The sequence below is a fragment of the Neorhizobium tomejilense genome, from assembly GCF_964254135.1.
Lineage (GTDB): Bacteria > Pseudomonadota > Alphaproteobacteria > Rhizobiales > Rhizobiaceae > Neorhizobium > Neorhizobium tomejilense.
The window spans coordinates 503,394-526,487 of record NZ_CAXUSO020000002.1 but is presented as its reverse complement, the minus strand read 5'-3'; the positions used below and the strand labels follow the sequence as shown (position 1 = coordinate 526,487).

The 23,094-nt window shown below is 62.9% G+C and carries 17 protein-coding genes; 15 read left to right on the top strand and 2 right to left on the bottom strand.

Annotated features, from left to right (window positions below; translation table 11 throughout):
* Window positions 1-84: 84 nt before the first annotated feature.
* Complete coding sequence (gene kduI / locus ACSQ3G_RS25230; protein ID WP_436112167.1) at window positions 85-933, top strand: 5-dehydro-4-deoxy-D-glucuronate isomerase; 849 nt, start codon at window positions 85-87, stop codon at window positions 931-933.
* Between the two features lie 60 nt (window positions 934-993).
* Here kduI and ACSQ3G_RS25225 read toward each other — a convergent pair whose 3' ends face one another.
* Entirely contained in the window at window positions 994-2,043 is a 1,050-nt protein-coding gene (locus ACSQ3G_RS25225; protein WP_436112166.1) for a LacI family DNA-binding transcriptional regulator, read from the bottom strand.
* A gap of 172 nt (window positions 2,044-2,215) precedes the next feature.
* Between ACSQ3G_RS25225 and ACSQ3G_RS25220 the strand changes: the two genes are divergently transcribed.
* The 13 genes from ACSQ3G_RS25220 to ACSQ3G_RS25160 all read left to right on the top strand — a co-directional run bounded on the left by ACSQ3G_RS25220 (window position 2,216) and on the right by ACSQ3G_RS25160 (window position 20,085).
* Window positions 2,216-4,141 carry an ABC transporter substrate-binding protein gene (locus tag ACSQ3G_RS25220; RefSeq protein WP_436112165.1) on the top strand — a complete coding sequence of 642 codons (1,926 nt, stop codon included), beginning with the start codon at window positions 2,216-2,218 and terminating at the stop codon, window positions 4,139-4,141.
* Between the two features lie 88 nt (window positions 4,142-4,229).
* Window positions 4,230-6,338, top strand: coding sequence for a family 10 glycosylhydrolase (locus ACSQ3G_RS25215; protein WP_436112164.1), 2,109 nt, complete (start codon window positions 4,230-4,232; stop codon window positions 6,336-6,338).
* A 109-nt stretch (window positions 6,339-6,447) separates the two neighbouring features.
* Complete coding sequence (locus ACSQ3G_RS25210) at window positions 6,448-7,434, top strand: ABC transporter permease (protein WP_436112163.1); 987 nt, start codon at window positions 6,448-6,450, stop codon at window positions 7,432-7,434.
* A 10-nt stretch (window positions 7,435-7,444) separates the two neighbouring features.
* A complete protein-coding gene (locus tag ACSQ3G_RS25205; protein WP_436112162.1) occupies window positions 7,445-8,635 on the top strand; it encodes an ABC transporter permease in 1,191 nt (396 codons plus the stop codon).
* 10 nt (window positions 8,636-8,645) lie between these two features.
* Window positions 8,646-10,352, top strand: coding sequence for an ABC transporter ATP-binding protein (locus ACSQ3G_RS25200; protein ID WP_436112161.1), 1,707 nt, complete (start codon window positions 8,646-8,648; stop codon window positions 10,350-10,352).
* A 12-nt stretch (window positions 10,353-10,364) separates the two neighbouring features.
* Window positions 10,365-11,156, top strand: coding sequence for a 2-oxo-tetronate isomerase (gene otnI, locus ACSQ3G_RS25195; protein ID WP_436112160.1), 792 nt, complete (start codon window positions 10,365-10,367; stop codon window positions 11,154-11,156).
* Window positions 11,157-11,265: 109 nt separating this feature from the next.
* Window positions 11,266-13,374 (top strand): beta-galactosidase, encoded by a 2,109-nt coding sequence (locus tag ACSQ3G_RS25190; RefSeq protein WP_436113190.1) that lies wholly within the window; start codon window positions 11,266-11,268, stop codon window positions 13,372-13,374.
* Window positions 13,375-13,498: 124 nt separating this feature from the next.
* Entirely contained in the window at window positions 13,499-14,794 is a 1,296-nt protein-coding gene (locus tag ACSQ3G_RS25185) for a flavin monoamine oxidase family protein (RefSeq protein ID WP_436112159.1), read from the top strand.
* Window positions 14,795-14,871: 77 nt separating this feature from the next.
* Window positions 14,872-15,777, top strand: coding sequence for a DMT family transporter (locus ACSQ3G_RS25180; protein ID WP_436112158.1), 906 nt, complete (start codon window positions 14,872-14,874; stop codon window positions 15,775-15,777).
* 91 nt (window positions 15,778-15,868) lie between these two features.
* Entirely contained in the window at window positions 15,869-16,585 is a 717-nt protein-coding gene (locus ACSQ3G_RS25175; RefSeq protein WP_436112157.1) for a GntR family transcriptional regulator, read from the top strand.
* Window positions 16,586-16,621: 36 nt separating this feature from the next.
* Window positions 16,622-17,872 (top strand): NAD(P)/FAD-dependent oxidoreductase, encoded by a 1,251-nt coding sequence (locus ACSQ3G_RS25170; protein WP_436112156.1) that lies wholly within the window; start codon window positions 16,622-16,624, stop codon window positions 17,870-17,872.
* A gap of 103 nt (window positions 17,873-17,975) precedes the next feature.
* Window positions 17,976-19,118, top strand: a complete 1,143-nt coding sequence (locus ACSQ3G_RS25165; RefSeq protein ID WP_436112155.1) for a M24 family metallopeptidase — start codon at window positions 17,976-17,978, stop codon at window positions 19,116-19,118.
* 55 nt (window positions 19,119-19,173) lie between these two features.
* On the top strand, window positions 19,174-20,085 hold the full coding sequence (locus ACSQ3G_RS25160) for a dihydrodipicolinate synthase family protein (protein ID WP_436112154.1): 912 nt from the start codon (window positions 19,174-19,176) through the stop codon (window positions 20,083-20,085).
* Between the two features lie 73 nt (window positions 20,086-20,158).
* Here the strand turns inward: ACSQ3G_RS25160 and ACSQ3G_RS25155 are convergent, their stop codons facing one another.
* A complete protein-coding gene (locus tag ACSQ3G_RS25155) occupies window positions 20,159-21,517 on the bottom strand; it encodes an MFS transporter (protein ID WP_046666046.1) in 1,359 nt (452 codons plus the stop codon).
* 330 nt (window positions 21,518-21,847) lie between these two features.
* Here ACSQ3G_RS25155 and cyoA point away from each other — a divergent pair, with 330 nt between their 5' ends.
* Window positions 21,848-23,080 carry a ubiquinol oxidase subunit II gene (gene cyoA, locus ACSQ3G_RS25150; protein WP_436112153.1) on the top strand — a complete coding sequence of 411 codons (1,233 nt, stop codon included), beginning with the start codon at window positions 21,848-21,850 and terminating at the stop codon, window positions 23,078-23,080.
* The last annotated feature ends 14 nt before the right edge of the window (window positions 23,081-23,094 follow it).

Sequence of the window (23,094 nt, the reverse complement as noted above, 5' to 3'; positions counted from 1 at the left end):
GACTTCCGGTTCGGGCCGAAAGCCGAAATTCAAACTGAGACACTATAAAGCGCGCTCGCGCCGACAAACAGGAGAAAACAGACCATGACGATCGATGTCCGGACGCGCCATGCCGTTCACTACAGCCAGTCGGAGCGTATGACGAGCGCGGACTTGCGCGAGAATTTCGTGATCGAGAATCTGTTTGTCGCGGGGACGCTGCAGGCCGTCTATACCCACTATGACCGCATGCTGGTGGCTGGCGTCACGCCCACACAGGAAGGCCTCGGCGTCGGCAGCGAGCTGGAGAAACTTGTCGGCGCGGATTACCTCTTGGAACGCCGCGAGCTTGGTCTCATCAATATCGGCGGACCGGGCCGCGTCATCGCCGACGGCAAGGCTTATGAGCTCCAGCCGATGGACGGGCTCTATCTCGGCATGGGGACGAAGGAAATCTTCTTCGAGAGCGACGACCCGGCGGCGCCTGCGAAATTCTATATTAACAGTGCACCGGCGCATGCCACCTTACCCTCGCGGATCGTCAGCAGCGCAGAAGCGATCGAGAACAATCTCGGCGACGGTGCCACGTCGAACAAGCGCAAGCTCTACCAGTATCTGCATCCGAAAGTGCTTCCCACCTGCCAGCTGCTGATGGGGTTGACCCGGCTGGAGACCGGCAGCGTCTGGAACACCATGCCGGCGCATCTGCATGACCGGCGGATGGAAGCCTATCTCTATTTCGAGATCCCGGAAAACGCCTTCGTCGTTCACCTGATGGGCCGGCCGGCGGCGACCAACCATCTGATCATCCGCAATGAACAGGCCGTGCTCTCGCCGCCCTGGTCGATCCATTGCGGCGCCGGCACCGGTGCCTACGCCTTCATCTGGAGCATGGCCGGTGACAACCAGTCCTTCACCGACATGGACATGGTCGATATGAAGAGCCTCAAATAGGCCATCGAAATCCATTCGCCACCGGAGCAGCGATGCTCGGACTGGCGGCGGCGGGAACCGTCAGACGGGCACTATACGCGGTTCCTGCCGAGGTGCCGTGCGATCGCTTGGATGCGCCGGGTCCTTGCATGGCCCGGTGGAGCGGCGCTCGATGATCCTCGACGCGACCTGGACCCTGCGGGCGGGGGTTCCCGGTTGGCGGGGATTTTCGATCCGCTCCAGCAGGAGCCGCAGGCCGACGGCTCCACATTCCTGGCCTTCCATCCGCACCGTCGTCAAAGCCGGCGAGATCTGCTTTGCCGGCGAAAAATCGCCGAAGCCGACCACCGAGACATCATCGGGAATTCGATAGCCCTGGCCCAGGAGTTCGGAAACGACCGTAAGCGCCAAGCCGTCATGCGCGCAGAAGAAGGCGGTCGGCCGAGCGCCTTTTTCCTTCAGTGCGCGATAGGTTTCGGCAAAACCGTTCTCCTCCTCGAACTTCAGGACATGCAACGTGACATCCGGGTGACGTTCGGCGATTTCGCGCGCGCCGTAGAAGCGCTCGCGGCGGCCGCGATAACCGGGTGTGCCATGGACATAGGCGATGGAACGGTGACCGAGGTCTACCAGGTATTGGATCACCGCCTGCCCTGCCTCGTGGTCGGTGCCGGAAACCTGGTCGGCATCTTCGAGCGGATCGACCCAGCCGAACCGGATGATCGGAGTGCCGGTCGCCATCGCGGCGCGGATCGCCTCGCGGTCGTGCGGTCCGACCAACAACAGCCCGGCGCAGGTGCGCGCCAATTCTTCAAGCTGCCCTTGGCTGTGGGTCCATAACATCCTGAGAGCCATGCCGAGCCTGTGCGCCTCTGCCTGAACGCCGTTCTGGATCTGCATGTGTAGCTCGCTATTGACCGGATCGAGGTCGTGAAACACTACCGCGATATCGCCCGGCGCGGTCTGGCTGGCGGGCTTGCTATAGCCGAGGCGCAGGGCTGTTTCGCGTATCCGCTCGCGGGTTTCCTCGCTGACGCCGCTCTTGCCCGACAACGATCTGGACACCGCATATTTCGAAAGGCCGACCTCGCACGCGATGGTCTGCAAGGTGACCCGCCCCCTGTTTTTCATTCCAGCCCTCTCTGCATTGCCGCCTGGCGGCACTGCCGCACTGCAAAACGCAATTTTTCCAAACAAGCCTACATAACACTTTACCTAACAGTATTCGAATGCAAACTTTCCGTTATCCACGCCCAAGGGAAATAATAGGTAACGGCGGGGACTGCGTGTGGAGGAGACACTCATGATCAAGCTGAAACGTCGCGCGTTTCTGGCCGGGACTTCGGCCGTTTTGATTTTGCCGGCCCTGCCGGCTTTAGCCGTCGACTACAAGGAAGCAAGCCTCTTGAAGGATAAGGTCGCCGGTGGTGCCCTTCCTCCCGTCAAGGATCGGCTGCCCGCCAACCCCCTTGTCATCAAACCCCTTGAAAGCGTCGGGAAATACGGAGGCGATTGGAAGCTGGCGCTGGTCGGCGGCGGTTCGCTCTCGATGCTGTTCCGCTACCAGGCCTATGAGCCTCTCCTGCGTTATACGCCCGATTGGTCGGGGGTGACGCTCAATGTCGCGGAAGCCTTTGAAGGCAATGCGGACTCGACCGTCTACACCATCCGCCTGCGCAAAGGCATGAAGTGGTCCGATGGACATCCCTACACCACGGCCGACGTCAAGTTCTGGTACGATACCGTGCTGACCGACAAACGCGTCGCCGTCACCAGCCAGGGTCATTGGAAGACCGCCGGCAAGCCCGCCAAGCTGGAAGTGGTCGACGAACAGACCTTCAAGGTCATCTTTGAAAAGCCTAACGGTATGTTCCCGCTGCAGGTCGCCTGGTCCAACTGGGATCACACGACGCGCTGCCCCAAGCATTATCTCGAACAGTTCCATATCGACTACAATCCGAAAGCGGACGAGCTGGCCAAGCAGCGCGGCTTCCAGAGCTGGATCGCCGCATTCCAATCGGCCTCCGGCTTCCAGGACGACAACGCCTTCTTCCTCAATTCGTCGAAGAAGCCTTGCCTCAACGCCTGGTATTTCACGATCGCGCCTGGCGAAAATACCGAGCGCGTCGTGGCCGAACGCAACCCCTACTATTGGAAGGTCGATACCGCGGGCAATCAATTGCCCTATATGGACCGCATCGTCTACCAGATGGTTGCCGATCCGCAGGTACTGCTCTTGAAATGCATGCAGGGCGAAATCGACCTGATGGACCAGTATATCGCCACGCCGAACAACAAGTCGGTTCTCTACGACGCGCGCAAGCAGGGCGACTATGATTTCTACACGCTGACCTCGACCGAGGCCAACGTCATGAACTTCATCTTCAACCTGAACCACAATGACGAGACGAAGCGAAAGCTCTTCCGCAACAAGACGTTCCGCGCGGCCCTGTCGACGGCGCTCGATCGACAGACGCTGATCGACGCGGTGCTGGTCGGCCAGGGCGCAGCCGCCCAGCCGTCGGTCAAGGAAGGCGATCCGCTCTATAGCGAGCAGCTCGCCAAGCAGTTCACCGAGTACAGCGTCGATAAGGCGAATGCCATGCTCGACGAGCTGGTTCCGAAGCGCGACAACCAGAATTTCCGTCTCGACGAGAAGGGCCGGCGGCTGACGATCATCTTCGAGATCGACCAGGCCCGCCCGATCTTCCTGGATCTCTTCCAACTGGCGATCCCGATGTTCCAGGCGGTCGGCATCGATGCGCAAATGCGCACCATGGACCGCTCCCTCTGGGAAACACGCGTTCGCCAGGGTCGCGACTTCGACGCGACCGCGCACCAGTTCGGCGCCAATGGCGGCGTCGCGGCGATGCTCGATCCGCGCTACTACGTGCCGACCGACAGCAATGCGATGTATGCCCCGGCGTGGCAGCTTTGGTATCTCGATCCCAAGAACGCCAATGCCGAGGAACCGCCGGAAGAGACCAAGAAGCTGCTCGCGCTCTACGACAAGCTGAAGGCGACCTCGGACCAGGCGGGCCAGCGCGAGATCATGAAGCAGATCCTGCAAGGGGCCGCCGACAACTTCTATGTCTTCGGGATTTCGCAGCCGCCGGACGGCTACGGCATCGTCAAGAACAACATGAGGAACATTACCAAGACCATGCCGAACTCGTTCGGCTGGCCGACCCCTGCCCCGACCATGCCGGAGCAGTTCTACAAGGTCTGAAGGCCTCGCCAATTGCGACGTTTTTCCGGGCGCCGGCGTAAGCCGGCCGGCGCCATGGGGCCCCTTTTTCCGATAACTGGATGCTATCATGCTCGAGGCGAGACGACAGAACACCGAAACTTTGCGAACTCCCGACTGGTTCCGGACCGCGACGCGCTGGACCCAGCTGACCTTCGTGGAGGATGATCCGGAAAAATACGACCCCGCCTTCTGGATCGATGTCTTCAAGCGCACGAAATCTAACGCCGTATGCCTCAGCGCCGGCGGTTACATCGCCTACTATCCAAGCAAGGTCCCCCATCACTACGTCAGCCAGTATCTGGGCGACAGGGATATTTTCGGCGCGCTGGTCGATGCCGCCCGCAAGCTCGACATGCATGTCATGGCCCGCGTCGATCCGCACGCCATCCATGACGATGCGGCCAAGGCCCATCCGGAATGGGTGATGATCAATGCTGACGGCACGCCGCGCCGCCACTGGGCCTACCCGGATGTCTGGGTCACCAATGCCTATGGCGACTACAACTCGGTATTCATGCCGGAGGTCGTGAAAGAGATCGTCCGCGAATACGATATCGACGCGATCTTCGCCAATCGCTGGCAAGGTCACGGCGTCGATTACAGCGAGGACAGCGCCCGCCGCTTCAAGGACATGACCGGCTACGCCCTGCCCAGGAACGCGGATGCCGAGGACCCGGCCTGGCAAGCCTGGCTGCAATGGCGCCGCCGCGTGCTGACCGACGTGATCGCCCAATGGGACGACGCGGTCAAAGCCATCCGGCCGCATGCAAGCTTCATCCCGAACATGAGCGGCGCGTCGCTGATGGAATTCGACCTTTCCGTCATCACCAAACATTGCCCCTTCCTCGTCGTCGACCACCAGGGCCGCAAGGGGCTGGAGCTCGGCTGGTCGGCGGGGCGCAACGGCAAGCGCATCCGCGCCACCTTCGCCGATCGGCCCGTGGTGCTGATCACCTCGATCGGCCCGGAGGAGGAATACCGCTGGAAGGACGCGGTGACCTCGGGCGAGGAAATGCAGCTCTGGATCAACAACGGCACCGCCCACGGGCTTTTCGCCTGGTTCACGAAATTCAACGGCGTGGTGCCCGACAAGCGCTGGGTGGATCCGGTCGCCGAGGCATTTGTCCTCCAGTCAGCCGTTGAGCCGGTCCTCGAAAGCATGAGGCCGACGGCAGAGATCGCCGTGATCGACCCGTCGACCACCTTGCGTCACTGGGCACCGGAAGACCGCCACGCGGCGGAGAAACACGACCTCGGCATCTACCACGCCCTGGTCGAGGCCCGCCTGCCCTTCGAGCTTCTGTCCGACCAGGTGCTCACCCGGGACAATCTCGACCGCTTCAAGGTCATCATCCTTGCCAATGCCTCCTGCCTTTCGAATGCGCAGAACGAGGCGATCCGCGCCTATGTGGCGCGCGGCGGCAGTGTCGTGGCCTCCTACGAGACCTCGCTTCGCGACGAATTCGGCAAGACGCGGCCCGAATTCGGCCTGTCGGACGTGCTCGGTGCGAAATTCGTTTCCGGCCCGCGCGGCATAGTCAAGAACACCTATGTGGCACTGTCCGGCGACCACCCGGTCAACAAGGGCTTTGACGGCGCCGAGCGGATCATGGGCGGCACAAGGCTGATCCATGTCGAGCCGGCGGCGGGCACTGAAACACCCGTCCTCTACGTGCCCGATTTCCCGGATCTTCCGATGGAGGAAGTCTATCCGCGTAAAGACCCGGAGGGGGCGGCCGTCATCGCCCGAGAAACCGGCATGGGTGGCCGCACTGTCTATATCCCCTGGAATATTGGCGAGATATTCTGGGAAGTGTTTGCCGTCGATCACGCCCGCCTGCTGTCCAACGCCGTCCACTGGGCGCTCGGCAAGACCCCACGCGTCACCGTCAAAGGCCCGGGCGTCATCGACCTCGCCCTCAGGGAAAACGCCGAGGGTATCGCGCTCAGCCTCTTCAACCTCACCAACCCGATGATGATGAAAGGGCCCATACGCGAAAATTATCCTCTGGCCGCCCAGACCGTTTCGGTGGAAGTTCCGAGCGGCAAATCGGTTGCGAAAGCCTGGCTGGTCGTTGCGGACAGGGCGGCAAGCTTCAGCGTGAAAGACGGACGCGCGGAGGTGGACGTGCCGGGAATAGAGCGGCTGGAAGTGCTACATCTCACTTGGAAATAAGGTGGGAAACTAAAATGGAGCAACGCTTTCGGCCTGGAGGGGCCGAGGGCGGATGAAGATCCGAAGGTGGCGCCTCAACGGCGCTTTCAACGGGAGGAGAACTATTCCGATGCTTGGCTACATCTTCAAGCGCGTGCTCTACATGATCCCGACCCTGTTCGGCATGTCGCTGATATCGTTCCTGATCATCCAGCTGCCGCCGGGTGACTACCTGACGTCGATGATCGCCACGATGAGCGACAGCGGCCAGACTGTCGATCCAGCACAGATCGAGCGGCTGAAGGAAATCTACGGCTTCGACGACCCCTTCTACATCCAGTATCTCAAATGGATCTGGGGCATCGTCAGTCGTGGCGACTTCGGCCATTCGTTCGAATGGAACCAGCCCGTTTCCGGGCTGATCTGGGGCCGGATGGGTTCGACCCTGGTCATCTCGCTCTTAAGCCTCCTGTTCGTATGGATCGTCGCGCTGCCGATCGGCATTTATTCCGCCGTCCGTCGCCATTCGATCAGCGACCACGTCTTCACCTTTTTCGGCTTCATCGGGCTTGCGGTGCCGAACTTCATCCTGGCGCTGGTGCTGATGTACGTCGCCTACCGCTATCTCGGCCAGAGTGTCGGCGGCCTCAACTCACCTGAATATGCCGAAGCCCCCTGGAGCCTTGCCAAGATCGGCGATTTCCTCGCCCATCTGTGGATCCCGATCATCATCATCGGGGCTTCGGGAACGGCGGCGCTGATCCGGGTCCTGCGCGCCAACCTGACCGACGAGCTTCACAAGCCTTATGTGATCACCGCCCGCGCCAAGGGCCTGCCGGAATACAAGGTCATTCTCAAATATCCGGTGCGCATCGCCCTCAACCCGTTCGTCTCGGCGATCGGCTGGGTGCTGCCGCATCTGGTCTCCGGCGTGACGATCACCGCCATCGTCCTTAACCTGCCGACCGCCGGGCCGCTGCTGTTCCGAGCGCTGATATCGCAGGACATGTATCTCGCCGGCAGTTTTATCCTGCTCCTAAGTGCCCTCACCCTTGTCGGCATGCTGCTATCGGATCTGCTGCTGGCGCTGCTCGATCCGCGCATCCGGTTCAATTGAGGGAGGCCGCATGAGCACGCACGACACATTCGGAACCTATTCCGGCCCCGCTCACACCGTCGCCGACGGCCCCTCGATCAGTCCGCTCAAAGCCGGAAAGACCGTTTCGACCGCGACGGTCGGCCCCTGGAGGCTGATTGCCGGAAAGCTTCTCCGCCAGAAGGTGGCCATGTTTGCCGGCGCGGTCATCGTGATCCTCTATCTGATCGGCCTGTTCGCCGAATTCCTGGCACCCAGCCTGCCCGCCACCTCGCGGCCGCAATATACCTATGCGCCACCCCAGGGCCTGAGCTTCTTCGTCAAAAAGCCGGACGGCAGTTCCGAGTTCAATTTCCATGTGAAGGGCTACAAGGTCGAGATCGAAAAGGTGGCGTTGCGCCGCACCTTCGTCGTCGACGACACCAAGGTCGTGCCGGTCGGCCTGTTCGTCAAAGGCCCGCGCTACGAACTCTGGGGCCTGATCCCGATGGACCGCCACCTGATCGGCCCGATCAATCCAAGCGATCCGATGTATCTGCTCGGCGCCGACCGCCTCGGGCGCGACGTCTTCTCGCGGCTGGTCTATGGCACGCGGATTTCCATGTCGATCGGTCTCGTCGGCGTCGTCATGTCTCTCGTCCTCGGCGTCGTGCTCGGCTCGATTTCCGGCTTTTACGGCGGCTGGGTCGATACGGTGATCCAGCGCGTCATCGAGGTCGTCAGCGCCATGCCGACCATCCCGCTCTGGCTCGGCCTCGCGGCGGCGATCCCACTCACATGGTCGCCGGTCAACGTCTATTTCGTCATCACCATCATCGTCTCGCTGCTCGGCTGGACCAGCCTTGCCCGCGAGGTGCGAGGCCGTTTCCTGGCGCTTCGCAGCGAAGACTTCGTCACTGCCGCCATGCTCGACGGATCGAGCGAGAAGCGGCTGATCTTCCGCCATATCCTGCCGTCCCTGACGAGCCATATTCTCGCCGTCGTGACGCTTGCAGTGCCGACCATGATCGTTGCCGAAACCTCGCTTTCCTTCCTCGGCATCGGCCTGAAGCCGCCCGTCGTCAGCTGGGGCGTGCTGCTGCAGGACGCCCAGAACATCCGCACGGTGGCAACCGCACCATGGCTGCTGATCTGGCCTTCGCTCGCGGTGATCGTCGCCGTGCTGTCCTTCAATTTCTTCGGCGACGGCCTTCGCGATGCCGCCGACCCCTATGACAATTGAGGAGGAAATCATGATCGATCCTGCCGAAGACGTCGTCCTCTCCGTCGAAAACCTCTCGATCGATTTCCGGTTGCGGACCCATATCCTGCATGCGGTCGAGAATGTCAGCTTCGAGCTGAAGCGCGGCCAGACGCTTTGCCTCGTCGGCGAGAGCGGCTCGGGCAAGAGCGTCACCGCCCGCTCGCTGCTGCAGATCGTCGACAGGCCCGGCAGCATCGTCGGCGGGCGTATCCTTTTGCGCAACGCCGGCGAGATCACGGATATCGCCAGGCTCGATCCGGATGGCCAGGCCATGCGCGCCATTCGCGGCCGCAGGATCGGCCTGATCTTCCAGGAACCGATGAGTTCGCTGTCGCCGGTCCATACGATCGGCTCGCAGATCACCGAAGCCATTCGCCTGCACAGCGATCTCGACAAACGCGCCGCGCGGGCGAAAACGGTCGAACTGCTGCGTCAGGTCGAAATCCCCAATCCGGAGCAGATGGCGGACCGCTACACGTTCGAATTTTCCGGCGGCATGCGCCAGCGCGCGATGATCGCCATGGCGCTTGCCGGCAATCCCGATATCCTGATCGCCGACGAGCCGACCACGGCGCTCGACGTCACCACCCAGGCCGAAATCCTCGACCTGATCAAGCGTCTGCAGGTGGAGCGCGGCATGGCCATGCTGCTGATCACCCACGACATGGGCATCGTCGCCGAAGTGGCGGACGACGTCGCGGTCATGCGTTTCGGTCATATCGTCGAGCGCGGCCCGGTCGACGCGATCTACCATGACGCACAGCATCCCTATACCCGCCAGCTTCTCGCCTCGACGGTGAAGCTCACCCGGCATGTCGAATGCCGGCTACCTGCGGTGGCGACGTCATCGCAGCCACTGCGGCCGATCCTCTCCGTCCGCAATCTCGGCAAGACGTTCGGCTGGCACGGAAAGACCAATTCGCTGCGCGCCGTCGACGATGCCAATTTCGATCTCTATCCCGGTGAAAACCTCGGCATCGTCGGGGAAAGCGGCTCGGGCAAGACGACGCTCGGCCGGCTGATCCTGCGCACTGTCAAGCCGACGACAGGCAGCGTTGTCTACCGCAACAAGGATGGCAGCGACGTCGAGGTCACCCGCCTGACCAAAAAGGAGTTGCGCGGCTTCCACCGGGAAGTGCGCCTCGTCTTCCAGGATCCGTTCGCCTCGCTCAACCCGCGCATGACGGTCAAGGAAGTGATCGGCGACCCGCTGATCATCAACGGCCTCGCCAAGGGCAAGGCGCTCGAAGAGCGCGTCGCCGAACTGATGCGGCTCGTCGGGCTCGATCCGATGGGCATGGAACGTTATCCGCATGCCTTTTCCGGCGGCCAGCGGCAACGCATCGGCATTGCCCGGGCGCTGGCGCTCGATCCGCGCATCATCATCGCCGACGAGGCGACCTCGGCGCTCGACGTGTCGATCCGCAGCCAGATCCTCGACCTGCTGCTCGATATCCGCCAGCGGCTGAACCTCAGTTTCATCTTCATCTCGCACGACATTTCGGTGGTGCGTTACTTCTGCGACCGCGTCGCCGTCATGCATCGCGGCAAGATCGTCGAGCTCGGCGAGGCCGAGCAGATCTGCACGGCGCCACAGGAGGCTTATACCAAGAGCCTGATTTCCGCCGTTCCGAATCCCGACCCCCGCGACAAGCGCATGCTGCACCGGCACCGCTTCGTCGCACCCGTTCTCTAAAGGACAGTGCCAGTGCCGAAATTCTCCGCCAATCTCTCCTTCCTCTACCAGGACCTGCCCTTCCTCGATCGCTTCGCCGCTGCCGCGAAGGACGGTTTCGGCGGGATCGAGTATCTCAGCCCTTATGCGGAACCGAAGGAGAAGGTTGTCGACGCGCTGAAAGCAAGCGGCCTCGTGCAGGCGCTTTTCAACGTGCCCTCGGGAGACTGGGCCGGCGGCGAGCGTGGCATCGCCTGCCTGCCGGATCGCGTCCAGGAATTCCGCGACGGCGTGGCTCTGGCGCTCGACTATGCCGAGGCACTCGGCTGCCGCCAGGTGAACGTCATCTCCGGCCTTGTGGCAAAGGGGGCTGATGTCGAGGTTCTGGAAAAGGTGCTGGTCGACAACCTGAAATATGCCGCGCCGCGTTGCGCCGATGCCGGCGTCAGGCTGCTGATCGAGCCGATCAACCTGCGCGACATTCCCGGCTTCTTCCTGTCGACGACCGATCATGCGGAACGCATCCTCGACAGGGTCGGCTCCGACAATCTCTACGTCCAGTACGATTTCTACCACATGCAGATTATGCAGGGCGATCTTATCCCCACCTTCACCCGCCTGAAGGACAGGATCGCCCATGTGCAGATCGCCGACAATCCCGGCCGCAGCGAGCCGGGCACCGGCGAGATCAACTACGATTTCATACTCCGCGAACTCGACCGCCTCGGTTACGACGGCTGGGCCGGCTGCGAATACAGGCCGAAGGCCGGCACCAGCGAGGGCCTTGGATGGATGAAGCCCCATCTTTCCGGAGGGCCCCGCTAAGATCAACGCTTTTCCCAACTAACCGGACGCCATCTTCGCCGCTTCCAAACCGGAGCTCTCCTCCGGAGGGCGGAGCCATGTCCGCATGTCGATGAAGAAGGACAGGACCATGCTCAGAAACGATATCCAATTCCCCTACGGCGCCGTCTATTTCCGCAAGTCCAATCCGCCCCGCGAAGACTGGGAGCGCGACTATGCGACGGCGGGCGAAGACGGTCTCAACATCTTCCGCCACTGGTTCATGTGGAGCGCGATCGAGACCTCGCCCGGTGTCTACGACTGGGAGGAATACGACCGGCAGATGGACCTTGCCGCCCAGAACGGCATCAAGACGGTCATTGCCGAACTTATCCATGCCGTGCCCGACTGGGCGGTCCGCAAATATGCCGATGCGCTGCAGGTCAATGCCGACGGCACCAAGCTCGGTTCCTATATGGGTGTATCGGCGGCGACCGGCGGCTTCTCCAACAATGGCGGCGGGGCCGGCGCGCTGACGCTCAACTGCCCGGACGTGAAGGAAGCGGCCGGCAAATTCCTGACCGCGCTCGCCACCCGCTACAAAGACCATCCGGCGATCTACGGCTACGACGTCTGGAACGAGTGCAACTATTCCGCCGATGTCGATTACAGCAGCTATGCCAAGTCGGCGTTCCGCATATGGCTGGAGAAGAAATACGGCACGCTGAAAGTGCTCGCCAAGGCCTGGCATCGCTACAGCTATGCCGAATGGGAGGATATCGAGCCGCCGGTCCACATGGCGCCCTATCCGGAATGCATCGACTGGCTGCAGTTCAAGCGCGACAATTTCTACGACCAGATGCAATGGCGCATCGACACCATCCGCGCCGTCGATCCGAAAAACACCATCGCCGCCCACGGCATATCCGGCGCGATCCCCAACATGGCAGCGAACGGCTGCGACGACTGGCTGGCCGCCTCCAAGGTCGAGATCTACGGGTTCACCTGGATCCAGGCGCGCAAGGGGTCGGAAGCCTGGAAGAACTGGTACGGCGTCGACATCAACCGTGCCGCGGCCCGTGGAAAACCCTTCTGGCATGCCGAGCGACAGGGCGGACCGCTGTGGCTGCAGCCGCAGGTGATCGGCCGCGACAAGGACGACGGTCGCGTCGCCGAGCCCGAAGATATCCGCCTGTGGAGCATGACCTCGTTTGCAGGCGGCGCCCGCGGCGTGCTGAACCTGCGCTGGCGGCCGCTGCTCGACGGGCCGCTCTTTGGTGCCTTCGGTGCCTATGGCATGGACGGCGCCCGCACGCCCCGCTCGAAACTGCAGAGCGACATGGCGAAATGGGCGAACGACCCGGCACAGGCGGCTCTTTGGGAGGCAAAGCCGGTGCGCGGCGAGGTTGGCATCCTGGTGGTTCCCGAGACGCAGGAATGGGATTACCTCTTGAACTACGACCGCAAGGAAAAACCCTACCCGGAAGCCATGTGGGGAGCCTATCGCGCCTTCCTCGAAAACGGCGTCCAGCCGGACTGGGTGCATATCGACGATATCGACGCCTATGACCGCCTCTATTTCCCCTATCCGATCATGTTCACCGCCGATCAGGCAAAACGCCTTACCGCCTGGGTGGAAAAGGGCGGCACGCTGATCGCAGAAGCCTGCCCCGGTTATTTCGGCGACCGCGGCCATGTCGGCCAGGTGCAGCCGAACATGGGCCTCGACAAGGTTTTCGGCGCTCGCGAGGACCAGGTCGAGTTCATGCCGGATATCGGCGACCGCATCCATTTCAAGCTGGATGGGGCGGCGGTCGATGGCGGCGGTTTCCTGCAATCCTATGTGCTTGCCGGCGGCACCGCGCGCGGTGACTTCGACGACGGACGACTTGCCGTGGTCGAGAACGCCTATGGCAAGGGCCGGACGCTGCTGATCGGCACCAATCCGTCGGTCGCCTATTACAAGTCGCAGGGCAAGGCGAACGGCGCCTTTTTCGCTGAACTGCTGCGCTGGAGCCGCTGCACGCCGCATGCGGCCTTGTCGAACAAGGCGCTGTTCGCGCGTATCCACAAGAGCGAAAAAGGCAGCTTCCTCTGGCTCGTCAACCCGACCCGCGCGGCGCAGGCGACCGAGGTGAAGCTCGCCGAAGGCCATGGGCGGCTTGCCAACGGCAGGGCGGTCTGGCCGATCGGACACGCCCATGACGGCGGCAAGATCGAGGTGCCGGCCCGCGACGTCCTGATCCTGCCGCTCGAATGACACCGGCCCGCCCTCAGGCACCGATGCCCGAGGCGGCATGATTCCGACCGCTCCCTTCCAGCCACATGGACGTGCCCAAGCGCTTGCGGTAATGGCAAAGGCAGGAAGATAGTCGGAGAAAAGAATGCCTGAGCGGAATGCCATCGTCGTCGGCGCGGGGTTCACGGGCCTGAGCGCCGCGCTGGAGCTTGTCGAGGCAGGGCTCGACGTGCTGCTGCTCGAAGCGCGCGACAGGGTCGGCGGCAAGGTCGAGTCCGAGATGCTGCCGGACGGCACTCGGATCGACACCGGCGGGCAATTCTTTTGCCGCGACATGAGCGAGCTGATGGCGCTCATCGAGGAACATGGCAAGACGCCGGTCATGACCCACTATGATGGGGAGCCCATCTACCGGCCACCGGTCTCGCCGCAACAGGGTTTCGCGCGCTGGCAGGGGGTCGATGCGCTTCGCGACCGGATGATCGCTACCGATCCGGATGATCCGGACCTGGCGAAACTGACGGTGGCCGATTGGGTGGCCCGGCAGGACGACGTGCCGGCCGACGTGCAGAAAAGCTTCCTGCGGCTGATCAAGGGCCTCTGGTGCCGCGCGCCGGAGGAGGTCGCCTTCACCTGGCTCGCCTCCAACGACCGGCGCATCACCAATACCTATTCGGAAATGGAAAAGTTCCTGCCCGGCACGCTGCATGCGCTGGCCGACCAGCTGGCGGCGAGGCTTGGGCACCGGCTGCGCCTCGGTACACCGGTTACGGGCATCGAATATTCCGATACCGGGGTCACCGTCATCGCCGGCGACGAGCGGTTCTTCGCGAAACGCGTCATCCTGGCGCTGCCGCCGGTGATGATCCGCCAGCTTCCGTTTTCGCCTGCTCTCCCCAAGCGGCTGCAGGAGGCGCTTTCCGCCTGGGCGCCCGGCCTTTCGATCAAGCTGCAGGTCAGTTACGACAAGCCATTCTGGCGCGAGAGGGGGCTTTCCGGCGCCGTCATGTGGCACGAACCCCAGGGTCTCTACGCCTGCGACGCAAGCCACGACAATTATGCCGGCCTCATCGTCTTCGTCGGCGGGCCGGAAGCGCAGCAATGGCACGGGCGGCCGCGCGAGGAGCTCGCCGCTTTCATCCGCGAGCAACTGACCGCGGCCTTCGGCCCCGAAGGCGGCAATCCGCGCGATATCCATGTCCGCGACTGGGTCGACGATCCCTGGAGCGGCGGCGCCTATAGCGACGTCATCATCGATCTCGACGCCCGTCATGCCGAAGAGATCATCAACGAAGGCGTTTCGCCGGTCCATTTCGCGTCGTCGGAGCTCTCCCCGTCCTATCCGGGTTATGTCGAAGGCGCGATCGTCGCAGGCAGGCTGGCGGCTGCGCGGGTCATCGGCGTATTGCAGGGCGACCGGTCAGAGGTTAGCGGGAGCTGACGCGTCGATCAGCATTTCTCATCCATCCCTCACGCTTTTTCGTTGGCATTCACGGCACCGCTCGACATGATCCACCAATGACGAGAAAACAGTCCCTCGATACGTTCGCCGTGACGGCTATGGTCGTGCTCTGCAGCCTCTGGGCTCTGCAGCAGATCGCCATCAAGGCGGTCATTCCAGAAGTGCCGCCGTTCTGGCAGTCGGCAATACGTTCGATCGGCGCCACGATCGTGATCGCCGGCTGGTTCCGGCAGGCGGGGCTGAAGTGGACGCGCGGCCTTTTCTGGCCCGGTCTTCTGGTCGGCACGCTGTTTTCGGTGGAATTCGGACTGCTTTATCTATCGCTCGGGTACACCGATGCGGCGCGGGCGGCACTGCTTCTCTATACGGCGCCGTTCGTGGTGGCGATCGGCGCGCATTTTCTGATGCCGGGCGAACGGCTGTCGCTCGCGGGCTGGATCGGCATCGTCATAGCCTTCGCAGGCACTGGCCTGGTGCTGCAGGCTTCGGTCTCGGTCGACAGCAGCATGTTTCTCGGAGATGCCTGCGCGCTGGCGGCCGGCATCCTCTGGGGGCTGACGACGCTTGCGATCCGCCGCAGCGGCCTTGCTCAGGCACCCGCCTCGCAGACGCTGCTTTACCAGCTCGCGGTGTCCGGCGTGCTGCTGACGGCTGCCGCCGTCATCTTCGAGGGCGCGCTTCCGGTTCCGCACTCCCTCCTTGCCTGGTCTTCGCTCGCTTACCAGACAGTGGTTGTCGCAGCACTCTCGTTTCTCGCCTGGTTCGCACTGATCGCCCGCTATTCGGCGACGAAACTGTCGGTGTTCACCTTCCTGACACCGCTGCTCGCAGCGCTTGCCGGCATCCTGCTGCTCGGGGAACGGATCGACGCGCATCACGTCATCGCACTCGTATGCATCGTCGCCGGGATCATCGTGGTCAATATCTATGGCCACAGCCGCACATCCGCCGAAGCCTCTTGAAAACCCGGCCGAATGTCGCGCGGGCTGTTTCCTGTCGACAATATGTGCAATTGTTCTGCGGCATTGGCTTGCGACGCACAGACGGGGAACGATGGCGAAGAACGAACCTGCAGAAACCGATATCCCCCGCACCCGCGGCTCCGGCACTCAGAGCGTCTATACGATCCTGCGCCGGGAAATCCTCGCCATGACCCTGGCCCCGGGCAGCCCGCTGGACGAAGTCCGGCTGTCCGAGCGTTTCGGCATGTCGCGCACGCCGATCCGCGAAGCGCTGCTGCGGCTTTCCGCCGATGGCCTCGTCACGACGCTGCCGAACCGAAACACCATCGTCGCGACGATCGATTTCGCCTCGCTGCCTCCCTATTTCGATGCGCTGACGCTGATGTACCGCGTCACCACCCGCGGTGCCGCCATGCGCGCGACGCCGCAGGCTATGAGCGAGATCCGAAGGCGGCAGGCAGAATTTGCCGCAGCGGTTGCCGCCCACGACGCCTTCGCGATGATCGAGGCGAACCGGGAATTCCACGTGGCGATCGCCGAACTCGCCGGCAATTCCTATTACACCACCTTCTTCGCCCGGCTGCTCGACGAGGGGCGCCGCATCCTGCGCCTTTATTATCGTACCTTCGATGATCGGCTGCCGCGCCAGTATGTCGACGAACACGAGGAGATGATCGCTGCAATCGAGGCGCGCGACGTCGAGCGTTCCGACAGGCTCGCTATCAAGCATGCGGAACAGATCGTCCGGCAGATCCAGGATTATATCGCCCGCGATCTCGGCCAACCGATCGATCTTGCCGCATCCTGACCCCACCTTCCGCATTCGCTTCACAGGACAGAAATCATGAATTCCTCTTCGGTCGACGCCGTCGTCATCGGCTCGGGCATTATCGGGACGATGTCGGCGCAGTACCTGCTGGACGACGGACGTTCGGTGCTGATAATCGAGCGCGGCGAGGTGGCACGGGGTGCAAGCAGCGGCAATGCCGGCATTCTCGCCTTTCCGGAAATCATCCCGATCGCCGCACCCGGCATGATGTGGAAAGCGCCGAAATGGCTGCTCGATCCGCTCGGCCCCCTCAGCCTGCCGCCGTCCTATGCGCTCAACATGGTGCCGTGGCTGTGGCGACTCTGGCGGGCCAGCGCCCGGCCGGCCTATGAGCGTACCGTCGGCGTGCATGCCAGGATGATGCCGATGGCGCGCAGCGAAATGCTGCAAACCGTCGAACGCGCCGGCCTACGGGCGATGATCAGGCAGACCGGCACGCTCGACCTCTACGACAGCGAAGCAAGCCTCAATGCCGCATCTGACGACTGGCAGGCGAAACGCGACGCGGGTTTCGAATTCCAGAGGGTTGGCCGCGGCGAGATCGATTCCCTGCAGCCGGGCCTTGCGCCGCAGTTCCGGCACGGCATCTTCACGCCCTCCGGCCTGCAGGTCTCCGATCCGCTGGAATTTACCCAGGCCCTCTTCAGCAACGCCATGTCCCGGGGCGCGTCGCTCAGGATCGGTGAGGCCGTCCGCATCGAGCCGATAAACGATGGTGCCAGGGTCGTTCTGGCGGATGGCGCCGTCTTCGACGCGAAGACCGTCGTACTGGCCGGCGGCGCCTGGTCGAAGAAGATCGTAACCGGCCTCGGCGACCATGCGCCGCTCGAAACCGAGCGGGGTTACAACACGACGCTGCCGCAGGGCGCCTTCCCGCTGCATCGCCAGCTTTATTTCAACGATCATGGCTTCGTGGTGACGCCGCTTTCGTCAGGCATCCGCGTCGGCGGCGCAGTCGAGCTCGGCGGGCTGACACTGGCGCCGAACTACAAACGCTCGGAGGCAATGATGAAGAAGGCAAAAAACTTCCTGCCCGAGTTGAGGACCGAGGGCGGCCGCCAGTGGATGGGTTTTCGTCCCTCCATGCCGGACTGCCTGCCGGTGATCAGTGCTTCGACCGCGACGCCGGCGATCATCTATGCCTTCGGCCACGGACATCTCGGCCTCACGCAGTCCGCTGCGACCGGCCGGTTGGTTGCCGATATCGCCGCACGCCGAAAGCCTGCCGTCGATATCGAACCTTACAGCATCACCCGGTTTCGCTGAAATTTGCGACGCAGTACACCGGTCGGCTACACGTGCCGAATATCCTTGTCGACAAACTGACTACAGCAGGATATAACGTCAGTGAAATCGAAAGGAACCGGACATGGCCTGGTCGCATCCCGTCCCGAAGATCACCGACGACGAGCGGCGGCAGCGCCTTGTCCGGCTTCAGGCGTCGCTGGACGAAAAGGGAGTGGGTGGCATCCTGCTCGGCGCCAGCGAAAGCCTGCGTTATTTCACCGGCCTCGTCTGGCGCCAGAGCGAACGCCTGCTCGGCGCGCTGGTGACGCCCAAATCGGTCACCTACATCGTACCGGAGTTCGAGCGGAGCCGGGTTGAAAGCCTGCCGCATCTGCCGGGCGACATCGTCGTCTGGCAGGAGGATGAGGCGAGTGCCGCACTGGTCGCCTCGCTTCTGCCTGCCAATGTGAAGCTTGCGCTCGATGACGCGCTGCCGCTGTTCGTCTACCACCAGCTTGCTGCCGTCTTTGGCACCGAGCGACTTGTCGATGGCGGCCGCCTGATCCGCGATCTCAGGCTCCGGAAGTCGAAGGCCGAGATCGACCTTATACAACATGCGATGAACCTGACGCTGGAAGTGCATCGCCGCGCGCATGCCTTCATCAAGCCGGGCGTGCTTGCTTCGGACGTGGTGCGCCATGTCGACGAACAGCATCGCGCGCTCGGGGCTGCCAGCGGTTCGAGCTTCTGCATCGTCTCCTTCGGGGTCGCGGCCTCCCTTCCCCACGGCGCCGACGGCGACCAGGTCTATGCGCCCGGCGACGTGGTCCTGGTCGATACCGGCTGCCGGCTCGACGGTTATCATTCGGATCTCACCCGCACCTATGTGATGGAAGAGCCGACTCCTGAATTCGCCAAGGCCTGGGCGATCGAGCGCGAAGCGGAACAGGCCGTTTTCGAGGCCGCCCGCCTCGGCGCCACCTGCGGCAGCCTCGACGATGCGGCCCGCAAGGTGCTGGCGAAGCACGGACTCGGCCCGGACTATATCCTTCCCGGCCTGCCGCATCGCGCCGGCCACGGGCTCGGCCTCGAAATCCACGAAGAACCCTATATCGTGCGCGGCAATGCGACCGTGCTCGAACCGGGCATGTGTTTCTCCAACGAGCCGATGATTGTTTTCCCAGACCGTTTCGGCATCCGCCTCGAAGACCATATCCACATGACCGAAACCGGGCCGCAATGGTTCACGGAGCCGGCGAAAGGCCCGACTGAGCCCTTCGCGTGACGGACATCGGCGCGACCGCGCATAATATGACCCATCAACCAGAGGAGTGCATTTCATGACCACAGGCTGGAGCGGCGTTTTCCCCGCAGTGACGACACAATTCAACGAAGACTTCTCGATCGACCTCAAGGCCACCCAGGGCGTGCAGGACGCGCTCGTCAACGACGGCGTCAACGGCCTCATCGTCATGGGCACCTGCGGCGAGAACAACTCGCTCGACCCGGAAGAAAAGCGCACCATTCTCAAGGCCGCCGTCGAAGTGGTGAACGGCCGCGTGCCGGTCGTGACCGGCGTGTCCGAGTTCGATACCCGCCGCGCCGTCGCCTATGCCCGCGATGCCGAAAGGCTCGGCGCCGACGGCCTGATGCTGCTGCCGGCCATGGTCTACGTGCCGAAGCCGGAAGAATTGGTCGCCCATTTCAAGGCGGTCGCCGCGGCCACCTCGCTGCCGATCATGCTCTACAACAACCCCCCGGCCTATCGCGTCAACATCGGCGCCGACGTGCTGCGTCAGCTCGAAGACGTGCCGAACATCAAGGCCGTCAAGGAAAGCGCGCCGGATCCGCGCCGCTTCACCGACCTGATCAATGCCTTCGGTGACCGCTTCGACATTTTCGCCGGCCTCGACGACGTAGCGCTCGAAGGCCTGATGCTCGGCGCCAAGGGCTGGGTCTCCGGCCTCACCAGCGCCTTCCCGCAGGAATCCGTCGCCCTGGTGGCCGCAGCCAATCGCGGCGACTGGGTCGAAGCCCGCGCCATCTACCGCTGGTTCATGCCGTTGCTGCATCTCGATGCCGAACACGACCTCGTCCAGTCGATCAAGCTCGCCGAGCAGATCATGGGCCGCGGCTCCGAGCGCGTCCGCATGCCGCGCATGCTGTTGACGGGTGAACGCCGTGCGGAAGTGACTGCGATGGTTGAGAAGGCTGCTGCGACGCGGCCGACACTTGCCAAGAAGGCCGCTTGAGGCTGACTACCCCCTCGTCCGATCCTTCGGGCCACCTTCTCCCCGCCGGGGAGAAGGAAGATAGTGGAAGCCGTTACCGCTGCCCGCCAGGCTCGCCGCTCTGGTCCAGGACCCGGCTGAGGCTGAGCGCCGCGATCGTGCAGATCGCGCCGGAGATCAGATATCCGCCGATGAAGATGATGCCGAAACTGCTGGCGAGGCCGAGCGCCACCAGCGGTGCGAAACCGGCGCCGACCAGCCAGGCGAGGTCGGAGGTGAGCGCCGCGCCCGTATAGCGGTAATATTGCCCGAAGCGCGAAGACACGGCACCGGAGGCCTGGCCGAACGAGAGGCCGAGGATGCCGAAGCCGATGATGATGAAGGCATCCTGCCCCTTGCCGCCGGCATCGAGCAGGAACGGCGCCGAGAACGAGAAGATCGCGATGATCACAGCGCCGATCATCAGCTGGTTGCGGCGGCCGATACGGTCGGCGATCAGGCCCGAGAGAATGATGCCGACGATGCCGACGGCGGCGCCGAGCACCTGCACGAACAGGAATTCCGCCGCAGACTGCCCGCCATAGAGCGTTACCCAGCTCAACGGGAAGATCGTCACCAGATGGAACATGGCGAAACTGGCAAGCGGCACGAACGCGCCGAGCACGACGTCATGGGCGTGCTTGCTCAGCATTTCGAAGATCGGCCGGGCCTGCAGCTCGTTGGCTTCGAGCGCCGAACCGAACTCCTTGCTGGCGACGATGCGCAGGCGGGCGAATAGCGCCACGACATTGATCGCAAACGCCACGAAGAACGGATAACGCCACCCCCAGGCAATGAAATCCGCTTCCGAGAGATTGGCGACAAAATAACCGAACAGGATGCTCGCCAGCGCAAAACCGATCGGTGCGCCGAGCTGCGGGATCATCGCATACCAGCCGCGCCGGTTGGGCGGCGCGTTAAGGTTCAGGAGCGAGGCAAGCCCGTCCCAGGCGCCGCCGAGCGCAAAACCCTGCCCCATGCGGAACAGCGCCAGCAAGGCCACGGCCCAGTAGCCGATCGTGTCGTAGCCGGGCAGGAAGGCGATCGAAGCCGTCGATCCGCCGAGCAGGAACAGCGCGATCGTCAGCTTGGTGCCGCGTCCATAATTGCGGTCGATCCACATGAAGACGAACGACCCGACGGGTCGCGCCATGAAGGCGAGCGGGAAGATCGCGAATGACATCAGCGTCGCGGCGACCGGGGTCGGCGCAAAGGGAAAGATCAGCTTTGGAAAGACAAGGACGGAGCCGAGCCCGTAAACGAAGAAGTCGAAGAATTCCGACATGCGGCCGATGATCACACCGAGCGCGATGCTGCCCGGCGAGATCGGCCCGTCGTCATGAATGCGGCGGGCGTCCCTTTCGAGGCCGGACGATGTCGGGCCTGTTGACGCGGGATTGACGACCGTGGTCATGAATTCCTCCTGGCGATAGTTCGCCTCGCCCCCGAAATGTTGATCAACATGCTGCCGAGATCAAGGAACAAGGCTAAAAAAACCTGACAATTGCGGCGAGCCGCACCGTCTTCTCATCACACCCTCTGGTCAGCCCGGTAGGTTGTCCTAGATTTCCGGTTGGCGGAGGCAAATGCCGAGTGTGCCGGTGGTGCCGCAAAACGGTGCCAAAGGCCATGCGGTCTTTTGCTGCACTGCGACAGATTGCTGCACTGCGACGAACCACCTCATTTCAGCCTGTACCGGAACAAGCCTATTCCGAACTAGACAAAACGCAAATTTGAGCCCGAGATGACCCCTCAGTTGAAAATCGTAGCACGGTTGTTCGCTCTCTTGGTCCTTGTAGGCCTTTCCGGATGCAATCTGGTCGTCATGTCGCCTTCCGGCGATATCGCCAAGCAGCAGGCCAACCTGATCATCGTCGCCACGGTACTGATGCTGATCATCATCGTGCCGGTGATTTTCCTCACGCTGTTTTTCGCCTGGCGCTACCGCGGCTCCAACACCAGTGCGCCCTACGATCCCGAATGGCACCATTCGACGGGGCTCGAAGTCATCATCTGGTCCGCACCGCTCGCCATCATCATCGCGCTCGGTGCCGTCACCTGGATCAGCACCCATAAGCTCGACCCTTACCGGCCGCTCGACCGGCTCGATGCCCAGCGTGCCGTCCCGGCGGAGACAAAGCCGATCACGGTCGAGGTCGTGGCGCTCGACTGGAAATGGCTGTTTTTCTATCCCGACTACGGCATCGCCACAGTCAACGAGATGGCGGCCCCGGTTGACGTGCCGATCAACTTCAGGATCACCGCCTCGTCGGTGATGAATTCCTTCTATGTGCCGGCGCTGGCCGGAATGATCTATGCCATGCCTGGCATGGAGACCAAGCTGCATGCCGTCATCAACAAGCCCGGCGAATACGAAGGCCTCTCCTCGAACTACAGCGGCGACGGTTTTTCTCACATGCGCTTCAAGTTCCACGGCGTCGACCAGGCCGGTTTCGACCAGTGGGTGGCCCGCGTGAAACAGAACGGCACGGCGCTCAACCGCGACGCCTATCTGAAGCTCGAGAAGCCGAGCGCCAGGGAGCCGGTGCGTTATTACGCATCCGTCGAGGACGGGCTCTATCGCGCCGTGCTCAATATGTGCGCGACGCCCGGCAAGATGTGCATGGACGAGATGATGCATATCGACATGGCGGGCGGCGGCGGAATCGAGAGCCACGAAAACCGTGCCAGGCTGGAGCATGACAACCGGCATGCGGGCGAAGCGGCGCACGGCACGGCGGCCCCTGCCGCCACCTTCCCCGCCACCGGCAATCCGGCCCGCAGCCCGGAACCGGCGGAAGGCGTCAACAGCCAGCAGCCCCAGGGACAATCCGGAGGGCCGTCGATGAACCAAGGCCCCCACGGCGCACCAGGCATGCACGACATGCAGGGCGGCGCTTCCGGAAGCGCCTCCGAAACTCCGCAGGGCGGCGCGGCACCGGCGCAGCTCAACAACGACGCCCCGGCAAAGCCCTGAACGAGATCCGGTAG

Bases quoted from the DNA above. Each gene is read 5' to 3' on its own strand.
- ACSQ3G_RS25190 (WP_436113190.1), top strand. From the start codon at position 11,266: ATGCTCAGAAACGATATCCAATTCCCCTACGGCGCCGTCTATTTCCGC.
- ACSQ3G_RS25165 (WP_436112155.1), top strand. From the start codon at position 17,976: ATGGCCTGGTCGCATCCCGTCCCGAAGATCACCGACGACGAGCGGCGG.
- ACSQ3G_RS25225 (WP_436112166.1), bottom strand. From the start codon at position 2,043: ATGAAAAACAGGGGGCGGGTCACCTTGCAGACCATCGCGTGCGAGGTC.
- ACSQ3G_RS25200 (WP_436112161.1), top strand. From the start codon at position 8,646: ATGATCGATCCTGCCGAAGACGTCGTCCTCTCCGTCGAAAACCTCTCG.
- ACSQ3G_RS25155 (WP_046666046.1), bottom strand. From the start codon at position 21,517: ATGACCACGGTCGTCAATCCCGCGTCAACAGGCCCGACATCGTCCGGC.
- ACSQ3G_RS25170 (WP_436112156.1), top strand. From the start codon at position 16,622: ATGAATTCCTCTTCGGTCGACGCCGTCGTCATCGGCTCGGGCATTATC.
- ACSQ3G_RS25215 (WP_436112164.1), top strand. From the start codon at position 4,230: ATGCTCGAGGCGAGACGACAGAACACCGAAACTTTGCGAACTCCCGAC.
- ACSQ3G_RS25160 (WP_436112154.1), top strand. From the start codon at position 19,174: ATGACCACAGGCTGGAGCGGCGTTTTCCCCGCAGTGACGACACAATTC.
- ACSQ3G_RS25180 (WP_436112158.1), top strand. From the start codon at position 14,872: ATGACGAGAAAACAGTCCCTCGATACGTTCGCCGTGACGGCTATGGTC.
- ACSQ3G_RS25205 (WP_436112162.1), top strand. From the start codon at position 7,445: ATGAGCACGCACGACACATTCGGAACCTATTCCGGCCCCGCTCACACC.
- ACSQ3G_RS25185 (WP_436112159.1), top strand. From the start codon at position 13,499: ATGCCTGAGCGGAATGCCATCGTCGTCGGCGCGGGGTTCACGGGCCTG.
- ACSQ3G_RS25220 (WP_436112165.1), top strand. From the start codon at position 2,216: ATGATCAAGCTGAAACGTCGCGCGTTTCTGGCCGGGACTTCGGCCGTT.
- ACSQ3G_RS25210 (WP_436112163.1), top strand. From the start codon at position 6,448: ATGCTTGGCTACATCTTCAAGCGCGTGCTCTACATGATCCCGACCCTG.
- cyoA (WP_436112153.1), top strand. From the start codon at position 21,848: ATGACCCCTCAGTTGAAAATCGTAGCACGGTTGTTCGCTCTCTTGGTC.
- kduI (WP_436112167.1), top strand. From the start codon at position 85: ATGACGATCGATGTCCGGACGCGCCATGCCGTTCACTACAGCCAGTCG.
- ACSQ3G_RS25175 (WP_436112157.1), top strand. From the start codon at position 15,869: ATGGCGAAGAACGAACCTGCAGAAACCGATATCCCCCGCACCCGCGGC.